Source organism: Fictibacillus macauensis ZFHKF-1 (genome assembly GCF_000269865.1).
Classification (GTDB): Bacteria; Bacillota; Bacilli; order Bacillales; family Fictibacillaceae; genus Fictibacillus_C; species Fictibacillus_C macauensis.
In genome coordinates, this window is the sequence record NZ_AKKV01000021.1 from 183,606 (window position 1) to 202,359 (window position 18,754).

Sequence of the window (18,754 nt, forward strand, 5' to 3'; positions counted from 1 at the left end):
CTTTTTGTCGCTTTTAGCGAAGAAAATGGGTAAATGAAACCATCATGAGAAAACCAAGAATAAACGACAAGGTCGATACGCGCTCATTGCCATCACCGTGACTTTCCGGAATAAGTTCCTTATAGACGATAAAAAGCATGGAACCTGCCGCAAATGCTAATCCATAAGGAATAATAAAAGCAAAAGATTGTCCAAATAAGACCCCTACAAGCGCTGCTATTAATTCTACGCAAGCCGTTAATGAGGCAAGCATTGTTGCTTTGAATGGTGAAACGTTTTGTGTCATTAAAAACAGCGCAATCAAAAACCCTTCTGGGATATTTTGCAAACCAATTGCAAAAGCGACGACCGGCGCTAGATCCGTAGCACCACCTGCATAACTAATGCCTACCGATAACCCCTCTGGCAAATTATGAAGCGACATTGCAATGAAAAACAGAAAAAAACTTGACTTCGTTTCTAACGAAAGATTATTTTGTAAGTCCACATGCGGCAACGTACTTTCTAGAAGTGTTAATACGAACGTTCCAACTAACACGCCTACAATTAACACAAAAACATTCGATAGCTTGATAGCTGATGGAATTAATCCATAGGCGGAAGCAGCCACCATAATCCCAGCCGTGTATGCTAGCAGGATATCTTTTCCTTTATGTGTTACGTTTTTAATAAAAAAGACCGGCAGTGCCCCAATTGTCGTACATAGCGATGAAAACACAATGGAACTAAAAATCATCATATTCACCACAGCATGTCCCCTAACCCATGAATCTATTACAGCTTATGATGAGAAGTCTCCTTTTAAAACTTTCTTCTTTTTTTCACCTTTCCTCATATGCTTTTAGAAACAAAATCAATAGAAAGAGGTGATGCAATGGGAAAGAAGGTATTATTATTTGCGGATGTAGGCATCGATGATACGATTGCCCTTATTTATGCAAGTTTAAGTAAAGAAGTAGACATTGTTGGAATTGTGGCTGACTATGGAAATGTGCCTCGGAAAATGGGGCTACGAAATATTACGTATTTAACACGTCTGTTTCCGTTTTCTCCAGACACAAAAGTCATTCTTGGTGCGGAAAAGCCAATGACCGGAGAAAATCCCGTCTTCTATCCAGAAATCCATGGTGAGCAAGGACTTGGTTACTTAACACCTCCAGAAGATTTATCGCCAAACGGCTATAGTGAAAATTTTTATGAAGTAGTATCCATTATTAATAAATACGCTGGAGAATTAACCATTGTAAATACCGGTCGCCTTACTTCACTCGCTAGTATGTATATTTTATTTAACGACTTAATGGATCAAGTAAATGAAGTGTATGTTATGGGAGGCGCTTTTTGGGTACCTGGAAATGTAACAGCCGTATCAGAGGCTAACTTCAATGGCGACCCGATTGCTGCAAAAATTGTCTTTCGCTACGCAAAAAACTTAACAATTATTCCCTTAAACGTCACAGAGCATGCCATCGTTACGCCACAAATGGTCGATTATATTCAATCAAAAGGAAAAGCAAAAATCATTAAACCCTTGCTAGATTTTTATTATCAATTTTACAAGAGACGCAATCCAAGTATAGTAGGAAGCCCTGTTCACGATGCATTAACACTCATTGCAGCCATTAATAATAGCATGTTTTCATTTGGAACGTATCCTGTATATATGGACATTAATTCCGGTGTCACAAAAGGACAAAGCATTGCCGATCTACGTCCCTCTCCGTCCATGACCAATTCAGAGCGGAGACACCGCATTGCTTTCTCATTTGACTATCCTTTGTTTTATCATGATTTTATGTCGATTATGACTGGGGAAACTGTTTAAATTTCTAAGACGAGGCTGAGACATAAACGCCACTAACACATAAAAAATGGCTTCATCATCGATTTCGGTGATTAAGCTATTTTTTCATGTCGCTCGTTCGTTTGTTTTTAGATTGTCTTACGTATGTGATGAGCCATCGCAGCACTAAAGGATGCAAGCTCTTCTATAATCACGCGTAGACCAGATAAATCGCTTCCAGCAACGGTGTAATGGATGATCAATAGAGCAAATGAAGAGATAATCTCGTAAATGCGCTCAACAATAAGAAGAAATAGCGTAAAAGCTCTTCCATCATTGCGAGAAGAGTGAAGCGCGCAGACCATGTCAATTCGCGCGCAGGAGCCCTCGATTCGCGCGCAGACCATGTCCGTTCGCGCGCAGGAGCTCTCGATTCGCGCACAGACCATGTCCGTTCGCGCGCAGGAGCCCTCGATTCGCGCGCAGACCATGTCCGTTCGCGCGCAGGAGCCCTCGATTCACGCGTAGACCAGATCAATCGCCTCCAGCAACGGTGTAATACATGAAAAATAGAGCAAATGAAGAGATAATCTCGTAAATGCGCTCAACAATAAGAAGAAATAGCGTAAAAGCTCTTCAATAATTACGAAAAGAGTGAAGCACACAAGAGATTCTAGTTCGCGTGCAGGAGATCGACTATAAACGCAATCCAAGTCAATTCCCCCGCATGCGCCACTAAACAGAGGAAGTATTGTGTCCCAAGTCCGTCTTTTTTTGATGTTATAGATCAGCCATTACAAAAAAACAAAAAGAAGTATTGACCTTCACGTTACGTCAAGCGATATGCTAGGAACAGAAAGGAGGAATAATGTGGAGTATACGATCCAACAGCTTAGTAAAATTGCAGGTGTAACGACACGCACGCTCCGTTACTATGATGAAATTCAGCTCTTAAAACCATTGCGACTTAACAAGGCGGGCCATCGAATGTATGGTGAAAAAGAAGTCAATAGACTACAGCATATCTTATTTTATCGCGAACTCGAACTACCACTGCATACCATACAATTGATTCTAAGTGATTCGGATTTTCATGAGCTCAACGCATTGCAAGAGCATTACGCACAACTCTTACAAAAAAAAGAGCGCATGCAATCGCTTTTACAAACACTTGAAAAAACAATGGCTTCACACGAAGGGAGATTAATGATGTCCGCTCAAGAAAAATTTGCAGGCTTTAAAACTGAACAATTATTAAAAAACGAAGAATTGTATGGCGAAGAATTAAAAGAACGATATGGCGAAGCTGCTGTCCTTGCTGCCAATGCAAAGTTTCAAACATTAAATCAAGAAGAGTATTCAGTTGCACAAGAGATTGAAAAAGAAATGATACATCTCTTGAAAAAAGCAATGGATAGTGGCGATGCTAAGGGGAAGCTTGCCGAGCAAGCTGCCGCTCTTCATAAAGAATGGCTTTGTTATTATTGGCCATCTTATAGTAAAAAAGCGCACGCTGGCTTAGCCCATCTATATAAAGAGGATGAACGTTTTTCTGCTTACTATAATCAAAAACAATCAGGTATGACCTCCTTCTTAGTAGATGCTATTCTTCATTACACAAAAAAATAATGCATAACAACTCCATGGAATGGGCGTTACATCGCTTTCCTTATGGAGTTGTTTATTTTTAGAGCCTAAAACAAACAATAAAGGGAATACATAGTGAAAGCATTACACAAAAAGGAGAACGTTGAATGAAAACAAACAAGCAACCACTCTTAACACCCCCGAAAATGCTCGTTATAGGATTTGCTCTTATGATTCTACTTGGGATGTGCCTTCTAACTTTGCCAATTGCAACAGTTGATGGTTATGGACTTTCTTGGTTAAATGCGCTTTTTACTTCTACGTCCGCAACGTGTGTAACAGGGTTGATTGTCGTTGATACGGGAGATTCATTCACGCTGTTTGGACAAATTGTAATTTTAAGCTTAATTCAAGTGGGTGGACTAGGGTTTATGACCTTTGCTACGTTTGTTGCGTTTCTTTTTAAACGAAGAATTTCATTTCGAGAACGTCTTATCCTTCAAGAGGCGTTAAATACAAATGAACCTCAAGGCATTGTCAAGCTTGCTCGCACCGTTTTGCTATTCACAGTTACTTGTGAACTGATTGGAGCCCTTTTGCTTGCTTTGCGTTTTTCATTTGATATGCCGATCAAAAAAGCGCTTTACTACGGAGTATTTCATGCTGTCTCTAATTTCAATAACGCGGGTTTTGATATTATGGGAAATTTCAAAAGCTTAACAGACTATAAAGAAGATCCCGTCGTAACGTTGACAGTTAGTTTTCTTATTATTTTAGGAGGAATTGGCTTTATTGTCGTTAATGATGTCCTCCACCATAAACGTAATTTACGTTGTATAAGCTTACATTCAAAAGTTGTGATTACGGTTACACTCATTCTTCTCGTAGCTAGTACAATTCTAATTTATATACTGGAGCTACATAATCCGAAAACGTTAGAGCCATTATCACTACACGGAAAGTGGCTATCCTCATTTTATCAGGCGGTCACTCCGCGAACGGCGGGTTCGAACACCCTTAACATTACTGATTTAACACAACCTACCTTGTTTTTTACGATTATTTTAATGTTTATCGGTGCTTCGCCAGGTTCAACCGGTGGAGGGATCAAAACAACAACATTTTTAACGCTCATAGGTGCAGCCTGGTCACAAATTAAAGGAAAAGAAGATGTTGTTTTTTTTCGTCAACGTATTGTACCGACGATGATTTACAAAGCGCTAACTGTGAGTCTTAGCGCCATGCTCCTTGTCATTACCGTGACGATGCTCTTATCTATTACAGAACATCAAGCACAATTTTTGAAGCTTCTCTTTGAAGCAGTCTCTGCCTTTGGTACAGTTGGTCTTTCGATGGGCCTCACCCCTGAACTAACACCTATAGGCAAACTACTGATTGTGATTACCATGTTTATTGGCAGGCTTGGCCCGTTAACTGTTGCTATTGCCCTTGCCAAGCGGAAGGAAAAAGAGTTTTATCGCTACCCAAAAGGAAAATATATGATCGGATAACTATAGAAAGAAGGTAGACTATGAAAAAACAATATGCTGTCATTGGACTCGGACGATTCGGATCTCACTTAGCACGTGCTTTATATGATGAAGGAAATGAAGTAATAGGTATCGATCTAAATGAAGAAAAAGTGGAAGCTTATCAAGATTCTCTTAGCCAAGCTTTCATCGCAGATAGTACAGAGGAAGCTAGTATGAAAAGCCTCGGTCTTCGTAACTTTGATGTTGTTATTGTAGCAATTGGTGATGATATGGAATCAAGCATCTTAACTGTCGTGCTCTTAAAAGAGTTGGAAGTGCCCTATGTAGTGGCAAAAGCATTAAGTAAACGTCATGGTCTCGTATTAACGAAGGTAGGCGCTGATCAAGTTGTCTTTCCAGAACGTGATATGGGGTTACGTTTAGCCAAACGATTGATGCATCCTAATATCATCGAGCATTTGAAACTATCGGATGATTATAGCGTAGAAGAAATTAAAATCCCAAGTTCCTTAGTAGGAACCTCCATACAACAATTAAATATTCGTAAACGCTATCGTATAAACGTTATTGCGATCCGGCATAAGACCGATAAGATGTCTATTTCACCGCATCCTACTGACGTGCTGACAGAGGGAGATTTATTAGTGGTGATTGGAACGAATGATGATTTAAAAAGCTTTTCAGATACGTTAGAAAATCAGTAGGCTCGTGCCTTTCCACTTTTCCCTTGTGCTGCATAACCTGTCTTATAGTCGTAACAGATTATACTACAAGGAATGGAAGTGCACAGCTGTGGATACAATTGGTTCCATTAGTACAAGAAAAAGAACGAGTGAAGATCTTCAAAGAACAATATTCGAGACGGCAAAAAAACTCGTTGGACGAGATGTTTTTTTAGGCACCATTCTCTTTAATTACCGCGGGAGACTTCTAGCAGTAAATAAAGACGGTTCACTACTAGCAACCATATTAGCCTCTTCAGGCTCATTTAAAAGAATTCGTGTGGACCTACCTCTCGTTAATCAACTGTGCCCGCTCTCCTCAGCCTATCCACGAGCAGGAGACTTATTTGCGCCAGAGATTGTCGGAGATCGCTGGTATAACATCGCTATGCTTACGAACACGACTCCTGATTTAGAAACAGCTCTAACTAACAAAGCACGCACATTTGAAGGAAAAGTTGCCGTTATTGAAACGGATCTATACAACTACATTGGTACACTAGCTAAAGTAACAGATGACTATCTATTTATGACGCAAATTATTGATGTGGATCCTGCCTATTCTATGAACTTTCGTATTTCAACTAATTTAATAACAGAAGTATCGCAAGTTCCTTATTCCTAAGCAAGATTTGTAAAAGGCTGAAATGTGATTTCAGCCTTTTTTACGTACCTCCTGAAAGACGACAACCTGACTTTTCAATCATCTTGCTTTTAAGTCTGAAGTAAAAAGGCTACAATGCAAGTAGTACCTCATTCTTAAACTTTGATAAGAAATGGCGAGAAACGAAACTCATACAGTTAGTTGAGCCTCTATTATTAATGAAAACGGAATGGTGTCGACTAACTATAAGTCAATACCATACATACTTTTCAAACCCTACAGTAGTCGTGCAGCTTTCAGTTAAACAATACCGCTACTAGACATTCCACCTCTAGGATGACGAATAAATCTGGCAATCCATTCAAGTAACGGTTTATTCACTTATGCAGATTGGACCCTTGTTACAATGCTTCTTTAAGTTACACTCATGTTCTTACCTGCTTTATAATACATTTAATTAAATCCAGTAATACGAAAGGATGTTACGATGAAACACTATAATTCTCGAGAAGAAGTCCCTACTCATGAAAAGTGGGACTTAACAGATATTTATTCCTCTCTTTCAGACTGGGAAAAGGACTATCAACACGTTTTAGATATGACAGAGCAATTAAAGAAATACGATGGGAATATTCAATCTGGAGCGACCCTCTATGATTATTTAAGTCGCAGTGAAAATCTGTCAAAAACGTTTAATCTTGTTTATGTATATGCCATGTTAAGTGGTGATCTCGATACAAGAGATCATCATGCACAGTCACTGTTAGATCGAGCAAAGCATGCTAGTGTAAAAGTAAGTGCAGCCTCTTCCTTCTTTATGCCTTTTTTACTTAGCCTGGAAGAAGAACAACTAAAAAAATATATTGAAGAAGAGTCACGTCTTGATTATTTTGCCGAAGATTTATATGATTCGTTCCGCTATAAGCCTCATGTTCTATCAAAGGAAGAAGAACAAATTGTTTCCCGTCTTGGCGAAGCTATGTCCTCCCCAAGCAACACATTTGGTATGATAAATAATGCAGATATTATCTTTGGTGATGTAACCGACGATGATGGAGGAAAAGTTCCGCTCACACGTGGAATGTATGCAAAACGCATTGAAGACGAGGATCGGTCTGTACGCCAAGAAGCGTATAAAGCGTATTACAAGCCGTATACAGAAATGAAAAATACGATTGCTTCTACACTAGCAGCCGCTATCAAAAATAATGTGGCTATGGCAGATATCCGTCACTATCCTTCTGCCTTAGAAAAATCGTTATTTGCTGATAATGTATCTCTTTCTGTTTATGAAAATTTAATTGAGACAACCAAAGCGAATATAGAACCGATGCATCGATACAATCAGATTCGCAAAGAAAGATTAAACGTTGATGAACTTCGTCAATATGATTTAAGTGCACCGCTTGTTTCCGGTGTGAAGCTTGAAATTCCATACGATGAAGCGTATGAAACGATGCTTCTAGCTCTTCGCCCATTAGGAGATGACTACCAAGAAACGCTTCGTAGCTTTAAAGACAAACGGTACATCGATGTTCGTGAAACACCTGGCAAACGTTCTGGTGCTTATAATCTTGGCGTTCATGGTGTTCATCCATTCGTCTTATTAAATCATCAAGATGACCTTGATAGTTTATTTACGTTAGCTCATGAAATGGGACACGCCATGCATAGCTATTATTCTAATAAACATCAGCCACGTATTTCAGCTGGCTACAGTATTTTTGTTGCTGAAGTAGCCTCCACCGTAAACGAAGTATTACTGATTCATTACCTATTAGAAAAAGAAACAGATCCTACGATTAAAAAGCATTTAGTCAATCACTTTATTGATCAATTTAAAGGTACGCTCTTTACACAAGTAATGTTTGCTGAATTTGAAAAGCGTACGCATGAGCTTGCACAAAAAGGGCAACCGCTTAATGCAGAAGTGTTCAATTCTGTTTACGAAGAGCTTTTTCAAGAATTCCAAGGAGATACACTTGTCTTTGATCCTGAGGTAAAATTCGGATGGTCACGCATTCCTCATTTTTATCGTCCATTCTACGTCTATAAATACGCAACTGGCTATATTTCAGCCATTCATATTGCCACTCGTCTTCTTGCTGGTGATCAAGAAACACTTAAGACGTACTTAACGTTCTTAAAAAGTGGTAGCTCAGATTATCCGATTGAACTACTAAAGAAAACCGGAGTAGACTTAACAAGTGAAGAACCGATTAAAAGCGCTATGAAAAAATTCAGTGAGCTTGTAGAAGAATTTTCAAAACTATAACAGTTGAGGCCGAGTCATAAACCGCCCTAGCTCATTAAAAAATGGCTTTATCATCCGTTTTTGGTGATAAAGCCATTTTTTTATGCCACTCGTTATTTTAATTTTAGATTGTCTTACGTATGTAAGCAGCTCTTGTAAGAACCAACAATCGGAGTAGGATGCAAGCCCTTCAATGATCGCGAAAAGAGTGAAGCGCGCAGGAGCCCTCGATTCGCGCATAGATCAGGTCAGTTCGGTCATAAGAACATCCGAATGTGCCACAAAACAGAGGGAGTATTGTGTCCCAAGCCCTTTTTTGTTCTAACTCTTACGTATGATTCATACATTAATGGAGAAAAGATTTGTATGAAAGGAGCTTACAATGCGATTATATGATTTTACGAAATACACACCATTGAATATGCAAGAAATTCTAGAGGTACTTGATACACAAGAAATATCTGTATTAGGAACAATAGGAGACAGCCGGGTTAATCTTGCCCCGATGTACTACGTTACATCATTCTCAAATGAATGCTTAACGGTTTACATGTACAGTAAGGATAGTGGTACAAAAATAAGAAACATGTATAACAATCAGGATGTCGGCGTTGAAGTCCAAGGAGAATATAAAGATCGACGCGGACCTGTTTTTAAATCCGTTGTTGTTAATGGGAGAGCAGTCATTTCTACGGATTCACAAGAGATTGCATTTGTTGAGCAAAAGTTTATAAAAAAATACGGAGAAATCCCGGGATTGTGTGACTTTAGTAACGTCGCCATTATTAGAATTCAAGCTCAAAAAGTCGGTGGACGGCTCTATAATCAAGTTTCTGATTGTAAATAACCTAGCGCGTTTACACATTATGTGTAAACGGCTTTTTTTATGTTCAAAAGGTTCTTTTTTATAATTGAGTTTCCTAAAACATTTTTATTTTCATTTTACATACACTATGTTAGTATATCGGATGTACCAATCATCCTACGTTTAAAAAAGAGGGAAATAAAAATGAACATTCAAAAAGCAAATCGGTTAACGCTCGTTGAACAAGTAACAGCGCAAATGGAACAGCTAATTGAAAGTGGCGAATGGAAAGTTGGTGATAAACTTCCCCCAGAGCCAGCACTTATGGCTTGTTTTGATGTGAGTCGTAACACATTACGTGAAGCGATTAACTCGCTTGTTCACACTGGACTCGTTGAGAAAAAACAAGGAATTGGCACGACTGTAATCGGTTCTAGTCAACTTGGTATGGCTCTGCAAAAGAAAGTACGAAAATTAGATTTACTAGACACATTAGAAGTTCGTCTGACGTTAGAACGTGAAGCGGCCCAGCTTGCTGCACTAAGAAGAACATCAGAAGATTTACAGCACATGGAAGAGCAACTTAGGCGTTGTCAGGAAGCAGCAGAGATGAACGATCCTTGTCATTTTAGCAAGATGGATACGCTTTTTCACAAAGCTGTGATTCAGGCCACGCACAATAGCCTTTTCATAGAACTCTATGAGAGTATTACAGATTCAATGCAGCACTCAATTTTAACCATTATGAGCATGAAAAAAAGTATAAAAATTGAAAGAGATGTACATATAGATCTTTTCGAAGCGATCCATCAACAAAATGCCGTATTAGCCATGGATTGTGTTACATCGTATATGGAAAAGGCAAAAACATCTCTTTCCATGATGTTGGAGGAAGAATAATGGAAAAACCATTAACAATTGAAGATCAATCAAAAGACAGCTCTATTCGCACCTGGATGCTCGTCATTGGTGTCATTTTCATCGCAACAAATTTACGTGCACCGATTACAGCAGTAGGACCGGTCCTTTCGTCCATTAAAGACACATTAGGTTTATCTAATGCTATGGCTGGCAGTATTACAACGATTCCATTGCTTGCGTTTGCCATTTTATCGCCATTAGCACCAAAAATCGCTAATAAAATTTCATCTGAAGTAACTGTTTTTTTAGCGTTACTTTTTTTAACACTTGGTATTGGACTAAGAATCTTCCCTTCACCAAGCTTACTATTTATCGGAACAGCTATTATCGGCCTTGCGATTGCTATTTGTAACGTGTTACTTCCTAGCATTATTAAACAAAACTTTCCGCTACAGCTTGGTGTAATGACCGGAATTTACGGAATATTTATGAACGTATTTGGCGCAATGGCTTCAGGAATTAGTGCACCACTAGCTAATAAAATTCAATATGGTTGGAGAGGCTCTCTTGGTTTTTGGGGCATTCTTTCCTTCGTGTCATTACTCATTTGGAGTGTACAGCTCATTAAACGAAACAAAAATACAGTAGCACTTCAAGCGAAACCGGAAGTAGAACAAAGCATATGGCGTTCTCCGATTGCATGGAAAGTTACAGCTTTCATGGGGTTACAATCTCTGTTTTTCTATACGCTAATGACATGGTTACCTGCCATTATGGCAGATCATGGCTATTCTACAAATGAAGCCGGCTGGATTGTATCTTTAATGCAAGTTGCTATTATTCCAATGACGTTTATTATTCCAGTCATTGCTGGCAAAACTCAGAAGCAAAGTATGCTTGCTCTCATTACAGGGATTCTTTTTGTGATCGGTTCAGGAGGGCTATTAACAGGGGCGTCTTTCCCTGTTTGGATTATTATTCTTGGCATTGCAAACGGTAGCGCCTTCGGACTATCGATGATGTTCTTCGCACTGCGCACAACGAGTTCTAAACAAGCGGCTGAATTGAGTGGTATGGCTCAATCCATTGGTTACTTACTTGCTGCATTTGGTCCAAGTGTATTTGGTGGATTGCATGATGTAACAGGAGATTGGAAAGCTCCTTTACTATTGATCACGGTTATGTCCCTATTCATTTTGCTTGCAGGCTGGGGCGCCGGTAAAGGAAAAATTTCAGCGAAGTAAAAAAAGAGGGGCAGCATCCGTTAATGATGTTGTCCCTTTTCTTTATTTTTTTTGATCCTCATTTACTATTGATATTTCTTGGTCTCGCTCACGATACCAAGTGAAAAAAGTATCAGCTAAGGGAATTGGAACGCCCGACAACCGAAACCGATGAAGAACCGGCTTGCCTCGATTACTCGTCACAATGGTTGCCAGGTCAAACCATTTTTGTATAGGGCCTCTTTCAACACTAACGTCTATTACTTTCGTTCGCTTTGTTAAAAAGAGCTCTGTGCCAAACCCACCATGTTTCATTTGTATGTACGAGCCATTCATAACATACTGTGTATTGCCATACGCTAGTATTTTACGAAGTACAGACAAAAGTAAGATAAAAGCGGATACTCCATATAAGAGCCAAGTGTAGGGTTGAAGTGCTGGAACCCAAATGACGAGACCTGCGATGATTGCTGTACTTAGGATCCAACTATAACTTGGTATAGAAAGCTTATACCATAGTGATCTACGTGGCAACGAGTGCATTGTTGAAATCACTTGGTATTCTGGTAAAATTGTTGAAATCATCGCCTCTGCATCTTTGCGCGGCAAAAAAGGAAACAATGAATTAATATCATCCTTTGCTTCACTATGATCAATTCCTCCTGCTGAAATCAGCTTTACTTCTGCGATACGAAACAGTCGTTTTAAGAACGGTTGTTTAATAACAATAGCTTGTACTCTTTTTTTCTCAATAGAAAAAGAAGATTCATTAAGCAGCCCTTGGATGATATATACGTGTGTTTTATCGGAGGATACTTCATACTTTCCATACTTTAAAAACGTGCGTATAATCCCCACAACAAACGATATGCATACCATAATGATGAGCAGCACAATCATCATGATCCACGTTTGTTGAACAATAAATGACTGAGCTTGATCTTCAACCCATTGAATAGGAACAATCTCCTTCAATTCATCTAATTTCGAGTATAGCGATAGTAAAATAGGGATGACGACAAACATACTTAAGGAAGTAAAAGACGCTCGAAATAAATCTTTGGCTGTCGGAGAAAAATGAAGCGTTCGCTCTTCTTTTGTTATAACCGATGGTTCCACTTCTTGTTGCTCTTTTGTTTCCAAAGAATCAGACTTTGTTTGAATAAGCTGTTGAATACGCCTTGCTTCCGCTATAGTAATTACGTGAAACGTAATCGTATCATCATCCCCATCCATACCTGTATCTAGCTTTAATTGCGTCACCCCTACTACTTTATAGAGAAACGGTGTGCGCTGATTGCAATTTTGAATTTTTGAAAAGGGAATACTTTTTACTTTTCTCGTAAAAACGCCTTCATTAACATGAATCGTTTTCCCTGTAAGTGTATACGTCTCCATGCGCCACCTTATAATATCAAAAACGAAGAGACAGAACAGGATGGCAAACATGCCATATTGCCACCAAGAAAATGACAATTCATCTTTAACTAAAGAAAGGGCCAGAGGAATCACCCAATATTTAATAACATTAAAAAATTCAACGACAATATAAAAGGGGTGAAAACGTTTTGGCTTCGTCATACTTCTTCTTCCTTCAATTTAGCCAATACAGCAAGCGTATCTCTGAAGGTAAAAGCAACCTCTTTTGGTAGTGCTGGAATGGTATGCGAAGATCCCATCGTTTTAACGGTAACCGCATAGAAATCATAACGACGTAGAATGGGTCCTTGTTTCGTGGACACCGCTTGTATTTTTGTCATCGGCACAATCTCATGCTTTTCAATAAAGGCCCCAGACTTCATTTTGAAAAAGGTTTCATCGTTACCATAGCGAAAATTCCGATAGATTAGTATAGGCATTAGCCATTTAAAAACTAAATAAAAGAGAGCAAAGATACCCAGCCCGTGGATCAATAAATGTGTCCACTGGTCCCATTCTAAATAATGAGCCAACCAAATAAATGTGCCGTACATAAGTACCCCAATGAGTGTTTCAATCATTACTGTAATGAAGCTTACCGTTTTATACTGCCGTGGTAGCTTAAGAGTCGGTTGATCAATATGCGAGTACATGTTGTTGTATCTGCTACTATCAATCTGCTAGTAACAGATTCACCTCTCTTTCATAGAATAATAGTCCCATTCCTACACTTATGAAATGGCACTTAGTAAAAATATAACAATCACTTTTCTAACTAACAACCTTTTTTACTATTTTCAAACGAGATAGCTATCAGAAGGCCTAGGAGCACTATATGAAATTTGACCTACAATGCTTGTTCCCTATTTATTATATCGTCCCTTTATGCTTTTTCTTTGCACTCAGATCGTAAACAAATAGATCATAAAAGGAAAAACAGCACATGAAAGGAACTCCAATGAATTAGCAGATCATCAATCATCCATTATTATTCAGAATACGTCTAAAGAGCTATTTAATTCGTTGAAAGATAACCGTTTAGATGCAGCCATCATTGATCAACACGCCGCAAGTCATGTTTATTGGCAAGAAGATCTCTTTTCAGAGTGTTATTATGCTATCGTCTCCCTACAGCATTCATTAGCATGTCTTGACGCTGTAACGATTGAGCAGCTTAGTAAAGAGACACTTATCCTTCATCAAGCACCGTGTAATTCTCGAACACATTTGCTTACTGCTTTTAAACAAAGTACACACCAATCTACTACACTTGATGATGTACCATTTGGTGATTATATTTTCGGTCTTGTGATGGCAAATAGGGGCATTACCATGATGACAGAGCTTGCAGCCATGGCAACAGCTCACCTACCTTTAAAGGGCCCCCCAATTAAAGATGCTCCACTGCAACGAATCATTTCTCTTGTTGCTAAAAATAAAAATACGGGTCAAAAGCTGCTGCACCACTGATCTTAAGGGCTATGTTCCTTTACTCTCCACGTAAAGGAACCGCTTACCTTTCGCTTAATTGTCAACCTAAAAACTTTTTAAGTTGACAATAGCGGTTTTATTCCTGCAAAATAAGGTTTGTAGAAAGGTGGTTTGCTTGTTTGAAAGTAAAAAATATTTCTTTTGTCGCCATGTTCGCTGCTTTAACTGCGATTGGAGCTTTTATTAAAATTCCGATTCCTTACATTCCTTTTACGTTACAAATTGTTGCGGTCTATTTGTCAGGTGCCCTTCTTGGTGCAAGGCTCGGATTCTTTAGTCAATTATGTTATATCGCAATTGGACTCGTTGGCGTTCCTGTATTTGCTGATGGAGGTGGATTTACATATGTGCTAAAGCCTAGCTTCGGCTATTTACTCGGCTATGCTATAGCAGCCTTCGTAGGTGGTTTACTCATTCACCGTTATCGCTATACATCATTTCGCGCTATTTTTCTCAGTAACCTCTTTTCGTTATTCATTGTGTATTTAATCGGTTGCGCTTGGTTATATATGGCGATGAAATGGCTTCTACAAGCGCCATTATCAGCGAAACAAGTCATTGTAACAGGCTTTTTATTGCCTGTACCTGGGGACCTTATTTTATGTCTTTTCTCTACCCTACTCATTATGAAGATTTCACCACAAATTAATCGTTATCTCGGAAAGGAGAATAAAAAATGGGCAAAGCCTTCTTTATAACAGGAACAGGAACGGAAATCGGCAAAACCGTCGCCGTTAGTGTTCTTTTTTTATCATTAAAAGCACTTGGGAAAAAGGTAACTATATTCAAGCCTTTTCAAACCGGACTACTTCACGAAAGCAATACCTATCCTGATCTCTCTTGGTACGAGGAGCAACTTCATGTAAAAGATGCAGGTATGTATATGCTAGAGCCTGAAACATCACCACATTTAGCTCTTAACTTAACGAAAGCTGTGGTTGATCCTAACCGAATTATTAACCGTGTAAAAGAATTAACAGCCGCCTATGATATCGTTCTTGTCGAAGGAGCAGGAGGCATCGCTGTTCCTCTCATTGAGAGGGAGAACGATTTTTACATGACAACAGATTTAATAAAAGATTGCAAGCTGCCCGCCGTTCTTGTCTCTACTAGTGGTCTTGGGGCCATTCACCATGTTCTAACAACGAAAAAGTATACAGAAGCAGCAAACATTGACATTGCTACGATTGTATTTAACTTTTTTGATAAAGAAAATATCATTCATGCGGATAATATTCGCACAATTACAAAGCTTACGAAGCAACAGCCGCTTGTTACGATTCCTACGTTTACAACAGTGGAAAGTGAACTTCCTTCTTATGTAGACCAATTATTACAAAATACAACATATATCCAACAGTTGAAAGAGGTGTTTTTTAGATGACATATACTCACAATGAATTAGAACAATGGGATAAAGACTATGTATGGCATCCCTTTACACAAATGCAAACATACCGTCAAACCAATCCATTAATTATTGAACGTGGTAAAGGTAGTTATCTCTATGATACAGAAGGTAAAGCTTATTTAGATGGCTATGCTTCTCTATGGGTAAATGTTCACGGTCATAGTGATCCTGAACTAAATGAAGCCTTAAAAGAGCAAATTGATAAAGTCGCTCATTCCACTTTACTTGGTTCAGCAAACGTCCCTTCCATTCTATTAGCAAAAAAACTAGCAGAAATTACGCCGGGTTCACTTTCCAAAGTTTTTTATTCTGACACTGGGGCGGCCTCTGTTGAAATTGCCTTAAAAATTGCTTATCAATATTGGAAGAATAAAGATGCTACTCGGTATGCAAAGAAAAATAAGTTCATCTCTCTTGACGAAGCATATCATGGCGACACAGTCGGTGCGGTTAGTGTTGGCGGTATGGATTTATATCATCGAATTTTCCGTCCGCTTCTCTTTCAACGCATCGGTTCTCCTGCACCATATAGCTATCGCATGGAAGAAATCGGTGATGAAGAAGCAGTTAAAGACTACTGTTTAGCCGCTTTAGAGGAACGTTTACAGCAACAAACAGAGGAAGTGGCCGGTGTCATCGTGGAATCACTTGTGCAAGGGGCGACAGGCATTCATACACACCCAGTAGGCTTCTTAAAAGGCGTTGCTGATCTATGTAAAAAATACAATGTCTTGCTAATTTGTGATGAAGTCGCGGTTGGTTTTGGACGTACAGGAACGATGTTCGCCTGTGAACAAGAAGATGTCGTTCCAGATCTACTCTGTTTAGGAAAAGGGATTACAGGAGGCTATATGCCCCTTGCTGCAACGATTACAAATGATACAATTTTCAATGCCTTTTTAGGAGAACGAGAAGAGCATAAAACGTTTTACCACGGTCATACGTATACAGGAAATCAACTTGCGTGTTCTGTTGCGTTAAAGAACATTGAACTTATGGAGGAACGCGATCTCGTAGCAAGTGTTTCCCATAAGGCAGCAAACTTAAAAGCCACGCTCGAAACGTTATATGAGTTGCCAATTGTTGGTGATATAAGGCAACGTGGTCTCATGATTGGTATTGAGATTGTGAAAAATAAAAACACAAAAGAAACCTTTACAGTGACGGAAGGCGTAATCTCTCAGATTATCGAAACCGCGCGTCAAAAAGGGTTAATTATCCGTGAACTTGGCTCTGTTATTACGATGATGCCAGTGTTAGCCATGTCAGAGCAAGAATTACAAAAAATGGTCGGTATTACTTATGAATCTATACAAGAAGTATATGAAACGATGGTAGTCAACGCTTAAGAGACCACTAAAAACAATCCAAAGAAAAGAACGGATATTAAAGCGCTAGCTAGTAGCCTTATTTCTCCGTTCTTTTTCATGATTAGTTTTGTTGCTCCTTTAAATGCTCTCTCATTTTCATCAAATAAGGAGGGGCATCCAATGGATCGGTTATGATCATTTCAATGATACATAGCTTTTCTTGGCATAGCGTTGCAGCTGCTTCCACCGCTTCTTTGAACTGACCGTTCGTTTCAACTTGTACGGCAAATGCATCTCCACCAAAAAAGTCGACACTTTTTATATAGTTCCACTCAGGAATATCATTGTATGGTTGCTTTTGAATCGGTGTTTCCACATTTAAATATTTTTCAATAGTATAGCCTTTATTATTTAAAATAAAGAGAATAGGTGTACACCCGTTACGTAACATAGAGCTTATTTCTTGAACAGTAAGTTGTAGCGAGCCATCTCCTGTAAATAACAATACACGCTTGTCTCGTTCAGCGATACAGGCGCCAAAGGTAGCCGGTGTCGCATAACCAATGCTTTGCCAGCCTGGTTGGGCAAGATAGTTGACGTCCTTCTGCAGACGAACCTCAGCCATTCCATAAGCAAACGTTCCTGTTTCTGTTACAATGATATCGCCTTCTTCAATCATTTCTTGAATGTAATGATAATAATAGGCAGCTTGTAACGGTTCATGTGCTTGTCCTTTTGGTTCATCATAAAGACGTGGTGGCACGGCAATACGTAGTGAGCGATCATGAGACCACGTACACATATGCTGAACCACTGTATCCATACGAACACCTAAATAGCACTCATCTTCTATTTTGATCATATCTGGTTGGATATCAATTATATTTTCCTGCTTAATCTTTACCGTGTGTTTCGCTAAATTCACATCAGACCATAAAGCACCAATAGCTAGAATACAATCCGCAGCTTCAACGATGTGGGTCACTTCTTCATTACCAAAGGCTCCGCTATACATACCAATAAATTGTGGATGTGTTTCTGGGAATACTCCCTTTCCATGTAATAACGATGCTACAGGAATTTGTAAGTGTTCGGCTAACGCAAGCACGTCCTTCTCCATACCCCATCGATTCACTTTCATATCGACAAGCATAAGAGGGTTTTTGGCTTTTTCTAAACGCTCCTTAATATGCATAAGAGCTTCATTTAGTGAGGTAGGATCCTCGCTATCTTCTTTACAATAGGTTGAAGATCGTGAAGATATTGTTTTGGTCACATCGTCAATGGCTATTTTCATATAAACAGGACGCCGTTCATGTTTCGCAATGGCAATGGCCTTTTTTATTTCTAATCTCGCATTCTTTGGGGTAATCTCCACTGAATAGGCACATAACGATTCATATGTTTGTTGAAAGACGGCAAAGTCACCATTCATAAAGGTATGATGAACCGATTCTTGCTTTTCTTGAATACTTGATTTGGGCGCACCAACAATATGTATAAGCCCAACATGTTCACTATATGCTCCGGCGATGGCATTGCAGGCACTTAGTTCTCCAACACCAAACGTTGTAATAAGCGCTCCCAATCCTTTAAGGCGTGCATAGGCATCTGCTGCATATCCTGCATTCAGTTCATTGCGACTATTTATAAACGAGACCCCTTCAAACACCTCTAACGTATCAAGTAAGGAGAAGTTATAATCTCCCGGTACTCCGAAAATATCGGTTACACCTTCATCTTTTAAACAAGAAAATAAATAGTCTCCAACACTTTGCTGTTGCTCCATCA

17 protein-coding genes are annotated in these 18,754 nt (G+C 39.1%); 13 read left to right on the plus strand and 4 right to left on the minus strand.

Annotated elements, in window-relative coordinates; translation table 11 throughout:
• Positions 1-13 precede the first annotated feature (13 nt).
• On the minus strand, positions 14-739 hold the full coding sequence (locus A374_RS05890; protein WP_040340378.1) for a ZIP family metal transporter: 726 nt from the start codon (positions 737-739) through the stop codon (positions 14-16).
• A gap of 135 nt (positions 740-874) precedes the next feature.
• On the opposite strand from A374_RS05890, the gene A374_RS05895 reads away from it, so the two are divergent.
• The 9 genes from A374_RS05895 to A374_RS05935 all read left to right on the plus strand — a co-directional run bounded on the left by A374_RS05895 (position 875) and on the right by A374_RS05935 (position 11,353).
• Entirely contained in the window at positions 875-1,825 is a 951-nt protein-coding gene (locus A374_RS05895) for a nucleoside hydrolase (RefSeq protein WP_007201282.1), read from the plus strand.
• An 828-nt stretch (positions 1,826-2,653) separates the two neighbouring features.
• Entirely contained in the window at positions 2,654-3,412 is a 759-nt protein-coding gene (locus A374_RS05900; RefSeq protein WP_007201283.1) for a MerR family transcriptional regulator, read from the plus strand.
• A gap of 125 nt (positions 3,413-3,537) precedes the next feature.
• Positions 3,538-4,881 (plus strand): TrkH family potassium uptake protein, encoded by a 1,344-nt coding sequence (locus A374_RS05905; RefSeq protein WP_007201284.1) that lies wholly within the window; start codon positions 3,538-3,540, stop codon positions 4,879-4,881.
• A 20-nt stretch (positions 4,882-4,901) separates the two neighbouring features.
• Positions 4,902-5,567: a potassium channel family protein gene (locus A374_RS05910; protein WP_007201285.1), complete on the plus strand. Its 666-nt coding sequence runs from the start codon at positions 4,902-4,904 to the stop codon at positions 5,565-5,567.
• Positions 5,568-5,655: 88 nt separating this feature from the next.
• Entirely contained in the window at positions 5,656-6,210 is a 555-nt protein-coding gene (locus tag A374_RS05915; RefSeq protein ID WP_007201286.1) for a hypothetical protein, read from the plus strand.
• Between the two features lie 466 nt (positions 6,211-6,676).
• Positions 6,677-8,464, plus strand: coding sequence for an oligoendopeptidase F (gene pepF, locus A374_RS05920; RefSeq protein WP_007201287.1), 1,788 nt, complete (start codon positions 6,677-6,679; stop codon positions 8,462-8,464).
• 361 nt (positions 8,465-8,825) lie between these two features.
• Entirely contained in the window at positions 8,826-9,290 is a 465-nt protein-coding gene (locus A374_RS05925) for a pyridoxamine 5'-phosphate oxidase family protein (RefSeq protein WP_007201288.1), read from the plus strand.
• Between the two features lie 162 nt (positions 9,291-9,452).
• Positions 9,453-10,148: a FadR/GntR family transcriptional regulator gene (locus A374_RS05930; RefSeq protein WP_007201289.1), complete on the plus strand. Its 696-nt coding sequence runs from the start codon at positions 9,453-9,455 to the stop codon at positions 10,146-10,148.
• Complete coding sequence (locus tag A374_RS05935) at positions 10,148-11,353, plus strand: CynX/NimT family MFS transporter (protein ID WP_007201290.1); 1,206 nt, start codon at positions 10,148-10,150, stop codon at positions 11,351-11,353. The genes A374_RS05930 and A374_RS05935 overlap by 1 nt, the downstream gene beginning before the upstream one ends.
• A 42-nt stretch (positions 11,354-11,395) precedes the next feature.
• Here the strand turns inward: A374_RS05935 and A374_RS05940 are convergent, their stop codons facing one another.
• Both A374_RS05940 and A374_RS05945 read right to left on the minus strand, forming a co-directional pair.
• Entirely contained in the window at positions 11,396-12,913 is a 1,518-nt protein-coding gene (locus A374_RS05940; RefSeq protein ID WP_007201291.1) for a PH domain-containing protein, read from the minus strand.
• On the minus strand, positions 12,910-13,404 hold the full coding sequence (locus A374_RS05945) for a PH domain-containing protein (protein ID WP_007201292.1): 495 nt from the start codon (positions 13,402-13,404) through the stop codon (positions 12,910-12,912). Before A374_RS05945 ends, A374_RS05940 begins: the two co-directional genes overlap by 4 nt.
• Before the next feature lie 337 nt (positions 13,405-13,741).
• On the opposite strand from A374_RS05945, the gene A374_RS05950 reads away from it, so the two are divergent.
• The 4 genes from A374_RS05950 to bioA all read left to right on the plus strand — a co-directional run bounded on the left by A374_RS05950 (position 13,742) and on the right by bioA (position 17,002).
• On the plus strand, positions 13,742-14,221 hold the full coding sequence (locus tag A374_RS05950; RefSeq protein WP_274517046.1) for a LysR family transcriptional regulator substrate-binding protein: 480 nt from the start codon (positions 13,742-13,744) through the stop codon (positions 14,219-14,221).
• A gap of 140 nt (positions 14,222-14,361) precedes the next feature.
• Positions 14,362-14,940 (plus strand): biotin transporter BioY, encoded by a 579-nt coding sequence (locus A374_RS05955; protein WP_007201294.1) that lies wholly within the window; start codon positions 14,362-14,364, stop codon positions 14,938-14,940.
• Entirely contained in the window at positions 14,919-15,626 is a 708-nt protein-coding gene (gene bioD, locus A374_RS05960; RefSeq protein WP_007201295.1) for a dethiobiotin synthase, read from the plus strand. The genes A374_RS05955 and bioD overlap by 22 nt, the downstream gene beginning before the upstream one ends.
• Positions 15,623-17,002: an adenosylmethionine--8-amino-7-oxononanoate transaminase gene (gene bioA, locus A374_RS05965; RefSeq protein ID WP_007201296.1), complete on the plus strand. Its 1,380-nt coding sequence runs from the start codon at positions 15,623-15,625 to the stop codon at positions 17,000-17,002. The genes bioD and bioA overlap by 4 nt, the downstream gene beginning before the upstream one ends.
• Before the next feature lie 82 nt (positions 17,003-17,084).
• On the opposite strand, the gene A374_RS05970 is transcribed toward bioA, so the two are convergent.
• Positions 17,085-18,752 carry an alpha-keto acid decarboxylase family protein gene (locus A374_RS05970; protein ID WP_007201297.1) on the minus strand — a complete coding sequence of 556 codons (1,668 nt, stop codon included), beginning with the start codon at positions 18,750-18,752 and terminating at the stop codon, positions 17,085-17,087.
• Between the last annotated feature and the right edge of the window lie 2 nt (positions 18,753-18,754).

What these genes read in the sequence shown, in the direction of transcription:
- A374_RS05970 (WP_007201297.1), bottom strand. Translation starts at nt 18,752, where the DNA reads ATGGAGCAACAGCAAAGTGTTGGAGACTATTTATTTTCTTGTTTAAAA.
- A374_RS05940 (WP_007201291.1), bottom strand. Translation starts at nt 12,913, where the DNA reads ATGACGAAGCCAAAACGTTTTCACCCCTTTTATATTGTCGTTGAATTT.
- A374_RS05905 (WP_007201284.1), top strand. Translation starts at nt 3,538, where the DNA reads ATGAAAACAAACAAGCAACCACTCTTAACACCCCCGAAAATGCTCGTT.
- A374_RS05925 (WP_007201288.1), top strand. Translation starts at nt 8,826, where the DNA reads ATGCGATTATATGATTTTACGAAATACACACCATTGAATATGCAAGAA.
- A374_RS05890 (WP_040340378.1), bottom strand. Translation starts at nt 739, where the DNA reads ATGATGATTTTTAGTTCCATTGTGTTTTCATCGCTATGTACGACAATT.
- A374_RS05945 (WP_007201292.1), bottom strand. Translation starts at nt 13,404, where the DNA reads ATGTACTCGCATATTGATCAACCGACTCTTAAGCTACCACGGCAGTAT.
- pepF (WP_007201287.1), top strand. Translation starts at nt 6,677, where the DNA reads ATGAAACACTATAATTCTCGAGAAGAAGTCCCTACTCATGAAAAGTGG.
- bioD (WP_007201295.1), top strand. Translation starts at nt 14,919, where the DNA reads ATGGGCAAAGCCTTCTTTATAACAGGAACAGGAACGGAAATCGGCAAA.
- bioA (WP_007201296.1), top strand. Translation starts at nt 15,623, where the DNA reads ATGACATATACTCACAATGAATTAGAACAATGGGATAAAGACTATGTA.
- A374_RS05895 (WP_007201282.1), top strand. Translation starts at nt 875, where the DNA reads ATGGGAAAGAAGGTATTATTATTTGCGGATGTAGGCATCGATGATACG.
- A374_RS05910 (WP_007201285.1), top strand. Translation starts at nt 4,902, where the DNA reads ATGAAAAAACAATATGCTGTCATTGGACTCGGACGATTCGGATCTCAC.
- A374_RS05930 (WP_007201289.1), top strand. Translation starts at nt 9,453, where the DNA reads ATGAACATTCAAAAAGCAAATCGGTTAACGCTCGTTGAACAAGTAACA.
- A374_RS05935 (WP_007201290.1), top strand. Translation starts at nt 10,148, where the DNA reads ATGGAAAAACCATTAACAATTGAAGATCAATCAAAAGACAGCTCTATT.